Origin of the sequence: Methanococcus voltae PS (genome assembly GCF_024807035.1) — an archaeon.
Taxonomy (GTDB): Archaea; AGJL01; Methanococci; order Methanococcales; family Methanococcaceae; genus Methanococcus; species Methanococcus voltae.
In genome coordinates, this window is sequence record NZ_JANUCQ010000004.1 from 131,105 (window position 1) to 146,365 (window position 15,261).

Genomic DNA, 15,261 nt, shown 5'->3' on the forward strand with positions numbered 1-15,261 from the left:
ATAATAATTTAAAAATTATTCTTTTTTATATATTAGTTCAAACTAATAGTTTAGTATGGCTTTCTTAGTACAATTTTAAACATGTGATAAAATGGTCTTAAAAAATGAAAAAGAAATTGAAAATAAACAAGATATCGAAGAAATTGAATATATAACTAAAGAAGAATTATGGGAAACTTTTTTTAGATATAATCATGAAAAAGAAAAGAAAATGTTACGATATGTTGATAAAACACTTGAAGAATACATAGAAATAAAAACTAAAAATGGAAAAGTCATTACATCTGTAACTTTGGGTTTAGATGGTAAGATACTAGAAGGGGGTAAAAATAACCCGCCCGAATTATGCAATAAAGCCATTATCTTAAAAGAATACCCTGTAATCTACGATACAGACGTAATTGATAAAGTAGCTCGTAATAAAAACAAGTACTGTCAAGTTATTCAAAATGAAAATAGGTACAATACTTTTGACGTAAAAAATATTGATATGATTGAAGAGCTAACTAGACGATTTAAAGTAAATAGTAACCAATATAGGAATATTATAAACTTTGAAATATACTATGGAGATAACTACATTAAAGAAGAATAATTTTTAAATTATTATTTTTATATTTAATTTTTATCTATTTTTATATTTTATTATATTCTATTATTTTTATTCATATAATACCTTGGTTATTTAATTTACAACGAATTGTTATTAGAAAATTTAATGATATGTTTATATATCTTAATAACTAATTACTATATAACCAATATTTTGTTGGTTAATATCATCGTCATAATACTAGAATATTATAATATTTTATAATTTACAATTGTTAAAATTAATTTGGTGATTTTTTGATAGGCGTATGTATGCGAAATAAAAAACCGACAGAGTATAGTCATGTTAATGATTGGGGGCTACATTTCAACCCAAACTTTGATAGATATACCAATGAAGTTAGTTCAGATATTTTTGGATTTCATGCACCTATTGTAAATATGTCGTCAAATGAAGGGACAAATAAGATGTTAGAAACTGTTGATTATGTCTCTAACCAAGTTAAATATAGTCAAAAAATTCAAAAAATTCAAAACACCGTAAATAATGAAACCTATTTGACTATTCACTTACACAATGGCATACCTCCACAATATGATAAGCTGGTAGAAAATCTAAAGGGTGTTGTTGAGTACGCAAAAGAAAAAAATATCAAAGTTTGCGTTGAAAATCTTAGAAAAGGTTTTTCTTCAAATCCTAACAACATCTTAAAAGTTGTGGAAAATTGCGATTGTAATATAACAATAGACATTGGTCATATTAAATACGAAAATAGGCTCGATACAGTGGACTTATTTGCCGAATATATTCATAACGTACATGTGTATGAAAATGAAATTGACGGCAAACACATTGCTCCTAAAAATTTAGATAATTTAAAGCCCGTACTTGATAAATTACTGAATTATAAAAAAGATTTTTGGTTAGTTGAATTAATGGATAATGAATCTTGCCAAAACACAAAAAATATGTTGACAAATTATTTAATGGAATATTTTTAATCATATTGATATATCTTAAATAATTTAAATAATTTAAATAATTTAAATAATTTAAGTAACTTAGAATAACTTAGAATAAAATACATGTCACAAAATTTCTTCTTTTTTTTAAAATAAGTATAAAAATAATATCTAAAAAATAAAAAAGGATTTTAATTTTTCTTTAGCCAATTTATTCTATTACTAATAGTTTCTTCAAATTTTGAAGTTTTTGATTTTTTAGATTTTGATTTCCCATCTTTATCTTTTCTTTTTTCAAAATTTTTGCCAGATTTATCCTTTAAATCTTCAGAGTCTCCGTTCTTAGGTTTATCGGATACATTTATAGATAATTCGCCAGTCGGTTCTTCTTCAAAATTTGATTCGTGAAGTTCAGCCATTGCAGGATTTCTTTCTCGTTTTTTTTGCTCCAATTGCTGTTTATTTAGTTCAAAATCTTCTTCTACTTTAATCACGTGGTCTGCAATATTTTGAATTGCCATACTAAAACCAGGTTCTGCGCCGACTACGATAATACCGACGCCATTTTCCTTAGCTTTACGCATTGCAGGTAAGAAATCGGCATCTCTGGTCATATAAACAATAGTGTCTATGTTTTCATTATGCACTAAATCGGTTCCATCAACTGCCATTTCTACGTCAACGTCACCCGCAGATATTCTGGGTTCAAAACCTTGATTTGCAATTGCTTCAATCAATTTATCAGAAGCATACTGGTTTAGGTAAACTCTACCCACTACAATAGTACCAAATTGTTCTACGGCATCTCTTATTTTATCCAAATCCACGTTAAACTCTTTTCTAAGCATATTTGGACCATCGATTAACAATGCCATCTTGTTAGCTCCTTTTTTAGGATTTGGAGTTTTTACATAAAATTTTGTTAAAGTTCCTAATCTTTTCCACATAAATTCACCAATTTATAAATTTGATTTTTTAAAATTATTTTAAATTATTTTAAATTATTTTCACTTGAACGATTATATTTAAATATCGCTAATCTATCAAAATATGCCACATAAATATAATATTAATTCGTATTTTGTAGATATACGTGTATTTATACACTTAATATGTATTATTAAGTATTTATAACTAATTAAGTCAAATTTACAATGTTTTTAATATTTGAACAATCTGTACGTAAAAAATATTATAAAATATTATAAAATATTATAAAATGCTAAATTATTTTTAATCTATTTTACTCTATTTTAAATTATTCGTCTTTTCCTTCCTTTTTAGATTTCAATAAATTTACAATGACCACAGTTACTAAAACTCCTGCAAATAATATTAATAATGCAATTAGTAAGTAATATCTCTCTGGAGTCATATATACGGTAACTTCTTTATCTGCCACAGTACCTATTAAAACATTTTCTGCATCTAAAACGGTATTTGACGTAATATCAGCATTTGTTTTATTTGTATTTGTTCCCGATGTAGTTTTAATATCTACTTCATTTGAAATATGTCCTGAGTCACAGTCATGTCCAATGACTAAATTGTGGTCGCTAGCGTATTTTTCAAAGTGGTCTTCAAAAAACTTTGATAAATAAATTTGTTCAGTTTTTCCTGCTAAAACCCTTATTGTACGCTTATTTGAATGATTGGTACCTAATCCATCAATCCCTATGAAATGAATACCTTCGTTTAAAGTTTTATTAAATGAAGTATTACTTATTTTTTTTCCATCTACATATATAGCTATATTCGGGTTTATTTGTGAATATATGTTTGATTTTGTATCATTTAAATTTAAATTTAAATTTGAAGTTAAGGTTGAATTCGTAATATTCAGACTACGGATTATTGAAGGAGTTATATCATTTATAACCTCGATATTACCCTTTCCTTCGATAACTGTTAAATAAAACTTATTTGTCTGTTTACTATATATAAATTCGTCATCAGTACCTTTAACGTCATTATCTTTGTTAACCATCTTATAATTTAGAGTAATACCTATTTTGTAAGTTCTCTTAGGGGTATTTCCATCCACATCGATTTTAAAATATGCAAATCTTGAAGAGCCTGGCATTATTTGATATATGTTCCTAACATCCGGGGATATGGTAATATATTTATCGTAATTAATAGTATCATCGGCACCTATTGCAGATGTGACGGTAGAATATAGGGTTTCCGAGCAATTTACCACTTTGAGAGAAACGTTTATATCATTAGCTACAGGAAATGAATTTGGTAAGTATACTTTAATAGATATTTCTTCAGAACTTCCTCTTTCGATTTGTAAGTCATCCGGTGCAGTAACATCCATACTATAAGCAGGTACTGCATTTATTGTAAATGCAAATAACAGAAATAACAGAAATAATGCCTTACATTTATCTTTTTTTACCATAATATCACAATAGCAAATTTTTAAGATTTTTTTAAGATTTTAAGAATATAAATGATGTAAATATATAATAACCATCAGATAGCTAACATATAATTACCTATTGTATATTATGTAATTTTTAATTTTTATACTATACCTTTTTTAGTAAAATACGTTTTATACGTCTTAATTGTAAATTCATAAGAATAATTAAATTGTAATTAATAATATTGGTTTAAAAATACAAAAATAATACAAAAAATTAATGTAAAAATTAATGTAAAAGTTAATGTTATATTAAAATAAATTTGAGGCATTAGATAATTTAGTATTTTAAATCATATGTAAATATAAATATGTCATTAATAAATACATATTAATAAATACATTATTATTTTGTAAGATTATTTCTTTTTATTTGTTATTTTCCCATTTAGCATATATACTCACGTAATTCCCCAATTACAAGACCATCAATACTACAATAGTACTACCCTTATTTTATAAATCTTAATCTATATCCACGACCGAATATTCTCATATAAATCCCCATTTTTTAAGATAATTATATTTCAATAATATTTTTTGTGACTTTTTTATTACTAGATTGTCGAGGTTTAATAATATTTTGATATTATTAAAGTTAAGTTAAATAAAAGTTCACGTTGTTATATTTAACTTTATTATATATAAATATTTTGAATTCTTAACGATAATAACAACTGATTAGAATATTAACTATATGACCATTGCGATAAGATAAATATATATAGTTTTTAAGGTATTATAGTAGTGTGGATTACATTCCCCTTGTAGTCCACATTATAAATTATATACGACACCCCTTAAAATATAATTAAAATTAAAAATTGAACTGTAAAATACCTTTTTTATTATATTTTGGACATTTTGGTGAAATTATCAAACGCATTAGGTTAGATTCCCCCAAACTAATAAAAAACGTAATGATTACGACATTATGTCTAGTTATAGGTTTTATACTTATAACATCCACAAATACAGTAAGCGCTCAGAGTGCATATACTAATCCCGTCGATTATTATAACGAAAACTCACTGAATAGTGACGAATTATATACAATTAATAACTATTATAGTAATAAATTATCGCTACAATCGTACAATTATTATATAGCCCCCTATTATAATAAATACAGATTGAACAATACACCAAATATTATTTCAGCAGACGATAAATATCGCTATCTATATTTACTTTCAAAATGGCAAAATCAAAATTTTGATTACACTTATAATCGTAATACTTTGAAATATAATGGTCAATATGTGGACATACTTTCCCCCAATCAGCTTTTGGACTTAAAAGAAGGTGTTTGCAGAGATTTTGCAACATTTACTGCATCGCAATTGCTGAAAAATGGATATCCTGTTTATTTTATATACATGATATATGATGATAAAAATAGTCATCTATTCGTGGCTACGGAAATAAATGAGGGTGGAAATAGTCAGTTATTGGCAGTTGACAAAGGTTCTGATGTAGATTATCTAGCTTCGTACTTACAGAAAATAAGTAAACCTGGTGTAGATAACGTAGTCAAAGTAATGAGATTAACCGAAAATGAAGAGTTTGGAACATATGAATTTAATTACGAATACAATATTTCAAAATTAAACGTTCAAAAACCTTCAAAAAGTGACTTAATAGAATTGAATAACAGCTTGGCAAAAAAATTGGCAAATAATGGATATAATATTATAAATTTATCAAATATGGCTGATATGGGTAATACAACTAAATTACAATATTCATATGGGGATATCCTCCACAAATTCCCAGATTACTATATTGACGATATAACCATGTCCCATGTTGTATTAGCGAATAAAAACAAGGGCAATTATTCACTAAACACTTACTGGGATATTAAAACTAACAAAACAAGCATAGATTTGTATATTACGGCATAAACAATTAATATACTAATAAAAATAATTATTTAATTAAATTATTAATTAAATAATTATTTTTTTACTTTTATTTTTATTTTTTATTCATTTTTAGGTTTTACTTATTCTATTTTTATTTTTTTATTTTTTTATTTGTTATTCTTTTTAATAGTTATTTCATTTAAATAGTACCTTTTGTACTAATTAAGCCCTTTCTATTATCATTTTGTGTAGCCATATCCATTGATATCCCAAAAGCTTTAAATAAGGCTTCTACTTTGTGATGTTCATTTTTACCAGTTACTTCAAAGTGAATATTGACCTTTGCGTGATTTGCAAACGATTCAAAGAAGTGAACAACGTTTTCGGTAGAGAAATTACCTATTTTTTCAGTATTAGGCACGTAATCGCCTACGACATAAGGTCTACCGCCTATGTCAATACAAAATGTTGCTTTTGCTTCGTCCATTGGTATCATTGCCCAACCAAACCGCTTTATGTTGGCCTTTTCGATGTTATTGAACGCTTGACCTAAAACTATGCCTACATCTTCCACGGTGTGATGGTCATCGACTTCCAAATCCCCATTTGCTCTTAAGTTTAAATCGAATGAACCATGTTTTGAAAAAGAATTTAAAACATGGTCAAAAAATGGTATGCCCGTTACAATACTATATACTCCTGTTCCATCTATATTTAACTCTAATCCTATCTTAGTTTCTTTAGTTTCCCTATTTATTTGGAATTTTCTCATTTTTTCACGCACACTTAATTTTACGGAGTTAGAACTTTATTTAATCTTATTTTAATCTTATTCTAATTTATTTAATCTTATTTTAATCTTATTCTAATTTATTCCAATTTTATTTTAAATTTAATTTAATTCAAATATCAATTTTCTATGGTTTAATTAACTTTAATCATATCAAAGTTACATATATTTTTATATAGAATCTATATTAAATAATAACAATTTAATAAAAATTTATTAGTATATGCTACTTTATCATATTCTATTTTATCATAAATATTATATGATAAATTATGTTAATATAGTTATTTAATCATAAGGTAAACGAATTATGCGTAAATGACGTAATGGTGTAAAAATGATAACCAAAAAATTATTAAATACAGAACAATCAGAAATTAGAAAAATATTTAATATGGCGTCAAAAGACTCCATAAACTTAGGTATCGGCGAACCAGATTTTAATACGCCACAAAACATTATTGATGCCTGTAAAACTGCACTAGATAAAGGAATTACTAGTTATGTGCCAAATATGGGAATTCCTGAATTAACAGAAGCGATATCTGAAAAATTAAAAAAGGATAATAATTTAGATATTCCTCAAAATAAAGTAATGGTAACTTGCGGAGCTTCTGAAGCCATTATGCTTTCAATTATGGCTTTCACTGAAAAAGGGGACGAAGTAATTATACCAAACCCGGGATTCGTAACATACAAAAATATGGTTCAATTATCCGAAGGTAAACCTATTAGTATGGATTTAAAACATGAAAATGACTTTAAAATAGACCTTGATGATTTAAATGAGAAAGTAAATAAAAATACAAAATGTATTGTGCATAATAGCCCTTCAAATCCATTAGGAACAGTTGCTTCAAAAGAAGAAGTTAAGGGACTTGCCCAAATTGCAGAAGATAACGAAATTATTATTATTTCCGATGAAATTTACGAAAAAATTATCTACGGTAAAAAACACCACTCTCCTGCAAGTTATACCGACAACTGTATCGTTATAAATGGATTTTCAAAAGCATACGCTATGACAGGTTGGAGACTTGGATATATGGCAGTAAATGAAAACCTAGACTCGAAATACAATATTATAGACAATGTTTTGAAAATTCACCAGTTTGGGTTTGCTTGTGCGACCTCATTTGCACAATATGGTGCTTTAGAGGCTTTAAACGGTAGTCAACAGTGCGTTAAGGATATGGTAAAAGAGTTTGAAAGAAGAAGAAATTTAATATATGATGGATTAAAAGATAAATTTAAAGTTATTAAACCTGAAGGGGCTTTCTATATTTTCCCAGACGTTAGCGAATACGGTACTGGAATGGACGTTGCTCAAAAATTAATTGAAAACGGTGTTTTATGTGTTCCAGGTCGTGCTTTTGGTTCCAATGGTGAAAATAACGTTAGATTTTCATATGCTACGAGTTATGAGGATATTGAAAAAGCTCTCGAGATAATCGATAAAACAATTAATTAAAATTAATATTAAAATAAATTAATAAATAGTGTATTATATTTTAAATTAAATTAAACTAAATTAAATTAAATTAAACTAACTTAAATTTTATAATTATATTTTAGATTTATGGATAAAGGTGAAATTATGCCTAAATTAATGCTTGCATTAGATGTATTAGACGAGTTCGAAGCTATAAAAATATCTGAAGAGACTTCAGAATACGTAGATTGTATTAAAATAGGATATCCCTTAGTACTTGCCACAGATTTGGGCATAGTAAAAAGAATTAAAGATAAAACCGGCAAAGAAGTTATTTGCGATTTTAAAGTAGCCGACATACCCTCAACTAATGAAAAAATAGCAAAATTAACTTTGAATTATGCAGACGGGATTATTTGCCAAGGTTTTGTTGGTCCAGACAGTGTTAAAGCTATCATGGATGTAGCCAAGGAATACAACAAAAAAGACCCTAAAAATCCTAAAAAAGTTATTATGGTCACTGAAATGTCCCACGGTGGCGCTACATCATTTATGCAACCTATTGCAAATGAAATTGCAAAAATGGCAGGCGATTTAAAAGTAAATGGTATTGTTGCACCATCAACAAGACCTGCGAGGCTTAAAGAATTAAAAGAGATTGCAAATAATGCTTTTGTAATTTCGCCTGGTGTTGGTGCACAAGGTGGAGATTTGAAAGAAGTTTTAAAAGTTTTAGATGAAAATGATTACGTAATCGTGGGTAGAGCAATTTACTTAAATGAAAATCCAAAAGAAAGTGCAAAAAAATATAAGGAATTACTTTAATTTTTACTTTTTTATTTTATTAGTTATTTTTTATTATTTTATAATTATTATTTTGTAATTATTAATTTATTTTATTATATTTTCTATGTTTTAAATTATTCCAATTCCTCAAATTTAAATCCTCTGCCGTCCCTGTAGAATTTTAAACCCTTATTGATTTTATAATTTAGTTTATCATTTGACATTTTATTGTTATTTGATACATTCTCAATTAAAAGGTCACACAATGGGGGTTCGGTATTTATACCATGTATTGACGTTGTTATACGAGGGTTTACTTCAATTATAGTTATTTCTTCAGTTTCTTCGTTAATCATAAAATCTACTCCGATGTATCCATTTAATCCGTTGATACATTGTAGAGTTTCGGCACATAGCTCTTTTGCCTTTTCCTTTAGTTTGTGATTAATATTTATTTCTCCGCCACAGTAACAGTCTGTTATATACTGTTTATTCATACAAATAGGGTATAATTCGTATTTATCACTTGAATTGTTTAAATTTTTTGAATTACTTGACACTATGAAAACGTACGAGTAAGGAACACCTTCAAAATATTCTTGAACGATTAAATTATCGCCTATAACTTCATGTATTCCATCACAGCCTAAATTTTCTTTAATAATATATTTTTTAATCGGTAATGTATTAGGCGTGGGTACCTTATCTTTTATTGCTAAATAGGTAAGGTATTTATCACCTGCAATCATTACACCTTCGCTACTGCACCCTATATTTAATATAGCTTCATTATCTTCTATTATTTTTGTAAGTTGCGCCAATTTGCCATCATTTTCAGGGCCAATCACAAAACCTGCTGTTTCAATTTTACGATTTTTATAATTTCCATAATTTCTAATGTTTTTTTCATTATGTTTTCTTAAAATTTCAGCTAACTTCTCTTTGTAATCCGAAATTAAAGATTCTTTTTCATCTTTTTCATCTTTTTCAGATTTTAACCAGGTGTTATGAGTTATAACAATATTTAACCTATTCTGAGACGATTTGTTAATCATATTGTAGTCTTTAGCATACTTTTTATAGATGTTTTCATCTAAAAAGCAAGTGACATTATATTTTGAGTCCGAATTTAAAAATTGGTTTAAAAGTGTATCAAACATCAATTTGCCTTCGTTTAAAAGATTTTCGTCAGGTACACCCGTAGCTACAGTATATTCTAAAAATACAACGTTTTTTATTTGATTATTATCGTTATTGCTAATATAATTATCATTATCCTTAGTATTAGTAGTATTATTTTCCAAAATTTCCCTCATATACTTGCTAAATGTCTAATTTGTAAAATTTAAAGTAGTATAAAAAGAATTTACTATAAAAAGATTTGTAAAGAATAAAAATAAAAAAGATAAAAGAAATAAAAATTAAATATGAAAAGTAAAAATAAAAAGTAAAAATAAAAAAGTAATATTACTAATATTCTAATTAGTACAATATTTTTTCTTTTATTGATTCTTCAATTGCTTCGTATGTTTTTTCACATATAAAGTTTATTTCGTCTTTTGTTAAAGATAAGGGTAATACATAAATCAATTTATTGGCAATCGGTCTGATATAAATACCTTTTTCAAGTAATTTATCGGTTATTTTATAACCTACTTTATCGCCGTAATCGTACATTTCCTTGGTTTCCTTGTCTTTTACAATCTCAATTGCTATCATTAAACCAGATTTTCTCACGTCTCCAACTTTTGAAAGCTTTTTTAAGTTATCAAGCTTTTTATGTAAGTAATTTATAGTTTCCCCGATTTTTTCGAAAGGTTTATCATTTTCGAGTATATCTAATGTAGCGTGAGATGCTGCACATATTATTTGGTTTCCTGCATACGTGTGACCGTGGAATAATTGCTTACATTCTCCGTAAGTCCCTAAAAATTCGTTGTATATTTCATCGGTTGCAATTGTCAATGCTAAGGGCAAATAACCGCCAGTTATTGCTTTTCCCATACATATAATATCTGGTTTTTCAATACCTGTTAGTTCTTCTCTTTCTGAGAAAAATGCACTACCTAAACGTCCGAATGTTGCTATTTCGTCGAGAATTAATATTATATCGTGTTCTTTACAGGTTTTCGCAACTTCCTCGATATAGTTTTTTGGGTAAGGTATCATACCAGCTGAGCCCATAACGCCTGCTTCGAGAATTACGCAAAATAATTCGTCTTTTTTCTCAGATATAAGCTTTTTAATGTTTTCGAGACACTGCATATTACAGCCTTGCTCGTTTCTGTCATCAGTATCTTTAAATTGAGGGTTGTGTCTGCATCTGTAACAGTAAGGAGCTTCTGCAAAGTAACCATCAAATAATAACGGTCTAAAACAGCCGTGGAATAATTCACTACCACCTACACTCATTGCACCGACAGTATCACCGTGATATCCTTCTTTAACGGATACAAACTTAGTTCTCTTAAATTCGTTATTATTATTACTATTATTATCGTTATCTTTATTTGTATTATTATTGTCATTTGTATTATTCTTTTTATCCTTTAAAAGACAGTATTCAAAAGCCATTTTTACAGCTATTTCCACAGCTTCAGCACCATCTTCTGAAAAGAATACTTTGTTAAGGTGTTTTGGTGCAAAATCTGCAAATCTTTTTGCAAGTATTGCTGAAGTGGTGTTTCCACAACCCAGTTGTGTTGAATGAGCTATTTTAAACGCTTGTTCCGATATTGCTTTAGCTATCCTATCTTCGGAGTGTCCAAAGAAGTTACACCATACGGAGGAAACGCCATCAAAATATCTTTTGCCGTTTATGTCTATTAGGTAATTTCCTTCGCCTTTTTCAATTAATATAGGTTTTCCTTCTCCGTATTCTTGCATTTGCGTGAATGGGTGCCATACTAAGGTTTTATCCCATTTTTCGACATCTTTTTTATTATACTTTATCTCTTCATTTGTTGCATAATTTTTTAATACTATTTCTTCGTTATTTAAATCGTTGCCTAATTCATTTTCTGAGTTCATTTTACCACTTATTGGTTGGTATATCTATTCTAAGATTATATATTTTTTCATATAGATATATTAAATTCTCATATATAAATTGAATGACAAAGAAAATTCATAAAATAGGAATTATTTAATCTATTTAATCTATTTAATCTATTTAACCTATTTAAGCTATTTAATAATAAAAATAAAAATAATATTTTTTATTAATTTAATCTAAATAAACACCTCTTTCGGTATCTTCATAAATTCCTAGATATTTAACGTATTTATCCATTTCTACTTCGGATATTTTTACTTTTTCGTGACATTTTTTTAAGATATAGGGGTAATTTGTATCGGTTATTTTATAAAGAGCGTCAAAAACCTCTTCATCCAATTTTTTAAATGATGTTATGCCCATAGCTCCTTTTTTGAACTTTAAAAATTGGTAATTTAAAGTATCAATGTGTATATCAAATTTTCTTAGTTCATCGATTGTGCTTTTTGATTTTAAGTCTTCTTCAGCTAAATTTAAAGGTTTGGAATACCCTGGTTCACATCTTGAAAATATCGCCATATCAGAGCGTAAGCTATCTTTAAAGTAAACATTCATTTTGGATGTTTTGGAAACTCCAATTATTCTATCCTTATGCTTTAAAAGCTCTGAAAGTATTATATTATATTCTAATTGTTCAAAAAGTACTTTTAATTCACTATCCCCAAGTTCTTCAGTTTGTTCTTTGTCTTTTATATTTGCGTCATTGTAGAAATTCGAATAAGCATTTATTTCCTGACAATTTAATTCGTTTAATAAATACGTTCTAAATTCTTCCCCATATTTTTCATTAAAGTAATTAATATAATGTTCATATTGACCTAACGTTAATAAACGGTTCATTTTAGCGTGTATTAACCAGGAATAGACCGAACCGTCATATATATAATAATCAAATGGTTCTGAACAATTATTTGTTAATATACACAATGCAAGTTTGAGTTCCATAGTTGCCATGTAGTGCTCTAATCTACTTCGTTTACTATATTGATAAGGCAAAATTACGCCTGAATCCCACGCATTTAATAAATGAGTTACTTTTTCCCCTACTTTATGACCATAAGCTTCAGCACCTACCACATAAAGGCTAAAATCAAGGAAACTTCGTTGGTTAAAACTTCCATCTATTGCAAAGAAATTATAGTCTTTTGATAAGGAATTTGAATTATTTTGATTTTTTTGATTGTTTTCATTATTTTCATTATTTTCTTTGAAATCTTTGTTAATCCAATAATTTTTGCAATCTATCTTTTCGTGCTTAAATTGTTCAATTGAATTTTTTATACCTTCTTTATTGCGCTTAAGTTTTGAATAATCCATGTTACCGCCCACGTTACTTTATATAATTTTAATACATTGTACCTTATATTGCGTATTTAAAAATATCTTAGTTATTATAGTTATATCTTTTTAATTAATTAAATTTAAATACTGCTAAAATATAATGAATATGGTAAAAATAACAAAAATAAATTATAAATAAATTATAAATAAATTCCAATACAAAATAGCATTAAAATAGCATAAATAAATTAGATATTAATTATTATTTCATATCATAATCAAAATTAATCAAATTAACTTAAATTTTAGTGAATATTAATGGTGAAATTATGAAATTTGAATTAAACGGGATAATTACATTCAGCAAGGATGTATCAGAAGAAACACAAACCGATATTATCGAAGTATTGAACGACAGAAGCATATTTTTAAAAGGAGTGCCTGAAGGTAAGGAAGACGAAGCTTCTAAAATCATGAGTTACAAATTTGAAGGCAAAGAACTCAAATTACACATGATTTCTGGAACTTACACCAGAGCTCATGAAGGTATTGTCAGATTGAAAAAACCGATAATGGAAAAAGTTGGTAGAAAACACCAAATCGGAATCAGAGACATTTTAATTGAAAAATACGTTATCACAATACCTACTAACGAAGAATATATGGAAACTTTAAAGGATAAAAAGTTAAAAGTACCTGAATGTGACGTTGATTACGATAAACACGGTGTAAAAATCATATTTGCGGATATGGGAGATAGCGAATTAAAAAGGAATATAATCGATAGGGCTATCAAATTTGTAAGAAATGAATTAGAAAAATTAGATAAAAAAGGTTCTGACGACTTAACTTTTGAAGTTTGTAAAATTGCACCTTGTACAATCGTTTCAGAATACAAAACGACAAGAAACAACGTATTTGAGCAAGAACCTACAGAACTAGCAGAAGCTAAAGGCTGGGTTAGAAGATTTGTTGGTAGGGGACAATGGTTCTATACAGCACCTATGGCAAAATTATTCAGAGCATTTGAAAGCTTAATCGTTGAAGAATGTATTGAAAAAGTTGGCTTTGACGAATGTTTATTCCCTAAATTAATTCCTTTAGACGTTATGTACAAAATGAGGTACTTAGAAGGTTTACCTGAAGGTATGTACTACGTATCCCCTCCAAAAAGGGACCCTGAAATGTTTGAGGAATTTGTTAACGAAATGATGATTAAAAAAGAAATTCCTGTGGATACCTTAAAAGGATTGTTAAGAGACCCAGGATATGTTCTTGCACCTGCTCAGTGTGAGCCATTCTACAGCTTCTTTGACCATGAATTGGTAGATATTGAAAAACCGTTCAAATTCTTTGATAAAAGCGGTTGGACCTACAGATGGGAAGGCGGAGGAGCTAAAGGTCTTGATAGAGTAAATGAATTCTTAAGAGGCGAATGTGTATGGATGGGTAGTCCAGAGTTTGTTGAAAAAACTAGAGACGATACATTGCTTTATGCTGAAAAATTAGCTGAAAAATTAGATTTAGAATACTGGACCGAAGTAGGGGACGACCCATTCTACTTAGAAGGTAGAAAATCAGAAGATAGAGGAATTGAATTCCCTGACGTTCCAAAATACGAAATGAGACTTTGGATGCCACATATCAAAGACGAAAGAAAAGGTGTAGCTGTAACTTCTGCAAATATACACGGTACACACTTTGTTGAAGGATTTGGTATTAAAGACTACAAAGGTAGAAAAGTATGGACTGGTTGTACAGGTTATGGATTAACTAGATGGGTAATGGGTTTCTTATCCCAATACGGTCTTGAATTCGAAGACTGGCCTGAATTAATCCAGAAAAAAATTGGTAAAATGCCAGAAGCTCCAAGTACTACTACTTGGCCAATAAAATAATAAATAAATATTCTTTTTTTATATTTTAAAATTAATAAGTTACATTAATCGTTTATTCTAAAAAACTAAAAAAAAATAAAAAAAGTAGTAATTGAGTTTACTCAATTACTTTAAATCCTCCGTCAACCCATTCTACAGTTATAGGTTCGTCAGGTAACTCAGTAAGAGTTTCAAAATATTTTAAAGCAGCTTCAGTTCCTAATCT

The 15,261-nt window shown here is 27.9% G+C and carries 12 protein-coding genes; 6 read left to right on the forward strand and 6 right to left on the reverse strand.

The window, feature by feature from the left end; all coding sequences use genetic code 11:
• Positions 1–91 precede the first annotated feature (91 nt).
• Both M2325_RS07535 and M2325_RS07540 read left to right on the forward strand, forming a co-directional pair.
• The gene (locus tag M2325_RS07535) at positions 92–595 is read left to right on the forward strand and encodes a permease-like cell division protein FtsX (protein WP_209590697.1); all 504 of its coding nucleotides are present in this window, start codon (positions 92–94) and stop codon (positions 593–595) included.
• A gap of 269 nt (positions 596–864) precedes the next feature.
• Complete coding sequence (locus M2325_RS07540) at positions 865–1,554, forward strand: sugar phosphate isomerase/epimerase family protein (RefSeq protein ID WP_245314013.1); 690 nt, start codon at positions 865–867, stop codon at positions 1,552–1,554.
• Between the two features lie 152 nt (positions 1,555–1,706).
• Here M2325_RS07540 and M2325_RS07545 read toward each other — a convergent pair whose 3' ends face one another.
• Positions 1,707–2,462, reverse strand: a complete 756-nt coding sequence (locus M2325_RS07545) for a TIGR00288 family NYN domain-containing protein (protein ID WP_209590695.1) — start codon at positions 2,460–2,462, stop codon at positions 1,707–1,709.
• Between the two features lie 311 nt (positions 2,463–2,773).
• On the reverse strand, positions 2,774–3,922 hold the full coding sequence (locus tag M2325_RS07550; protein ID WP_209590694.1) for a COG1361 family protein: 1,149 nt from the start codon (positions 3,920–3,922) through the stop codon (positions 2,774–2,776).
• A 944-nt stretch (positions 3,923–4,866) separates the two neighbouring features.
• Between M2325_RS07550 and M2325_RS07555 the strand changes: the two genes are divergently transcribed.
• The gene (locus M2325_RS07555; RefSeq protein ID WP_259052492.1) at positions 4,867–5,853 is read left to right on the forward strand and encodes a transglutaminase-like domain-containing protein; all 987 of its coding nucleotides are present in this window, start codon (positions 4,867–4,869) and stop codon (positions 5,851–5,853) included.
• A gap of 160 nt (positions 5,854–6,013) precedes the next feature.
• Here the strand turns inward: M2325_RS07555 and hisB are convergent, their stop codons facing one another.
• Complete coding sequence (gene hisB, locus M2325_RS07560) at positions 6,014–6,586, reverse strand: imidazoleglycerol-phosphate dehydratase HisB (protein ID WP_259052494.1); 573 nt, start codon at positions 6,584–6,586, stop codon at positions 6,014–6,016.
• A gap of 355 nt (positions 6,587–6,941) precedes the next feature.
• Between hisB and M2325_RS07565 the strand changes: the two genes are divergently transcribed.
• Positions 6,942–8,075: a pyridoxal phosphate-dependent aminotransferase gene (locus tag M2325_RS07565; RefSeq protein WP_259052496.1), complete on the forward strand. Its 1,134-nt coding sequence runs from the start codon at positions 6,942–6,944 to the stop codon at positions 8,073–8,075.
• 126 nt (positions 8,076–8,201) lie between these two features.
• Positions 8,202–8,861: an orotidine-5'-phosphate decarboxylase gene (pyrF, locus tag M2325_RS07570; protein ID WP_259052498.1), complete on the forward strand. Its 660-nt coding sequence runs from the start codon at positions 8,202–8,204 to the stop codon at positions 8,859–8,861.
• A gap of 95 nt (positions 8,862–8,956) precedes the next feature.
• On the opposite strand, the gene M2325_RS07575 is transcribed toward pyrF, so the two are convergent.
• The 3 genes from M2325_RS07575 to M2325_RS07585 all read right to left on the reverse strand — a co-directional run bounded on the left by M2325_RS07575 (position 8,957) and on the right by M2325_RS07585 (position 13,194).
• Positions 8,957–10,126: an ATP-grasp domain-containing protein gene (locus M2325_RS07575; RefSeq protein WP_259052500.1), complete on the reverse strand. Its 1,170-nt coding sequence runs from the start codon at positions 10,124–10,126 to the stop codon at positions 8,957–8,959.
• Positions 10,127–10,304: 178 nt separating this feature from the next.
• Positions 10,305–11,708 carry an aminotransferase family protein gene (locus M2325_RS07580; RefSeq protein WP_259052512.1) on the reverse strand — a complete coding sequence of 468 codons (1,404 nt, stop codon included), beginning with the start codon at positions 11,706–11,708 and terminating at the stop codon, positions 10,305–10,307.
• Between the two features lie 340 nt (positions 11,709–12,048).
• Positions 12,049–13,194 (reverse strand): DNA double-strand break repair nuclease NurA, encoded by a 1,146-nt coding sequence (locus M2325_RS07585; RefSeq protein WP_209631516.1) that lies wholly within the window; start codon positions 13,192–13,194, stop codon positions 12,049–12,051.
• A 293-nt stretch (positions 13,195–13,487) separates the two neighbouring features.
• Between M2325_RS07585 and serS the strand changes: the two genes are divergently transcribed.
• Entirely contained in the window at positions 13,488–15,056 is a 1,569-nt protein-coding gene (gene serS / locus M2325_RS07590) for a serine--tRNA ligase (protein WP_259052502.1), read from the forward strand.
• Positions 15,057–15,261: the final 205 nt, after the last annotated feature.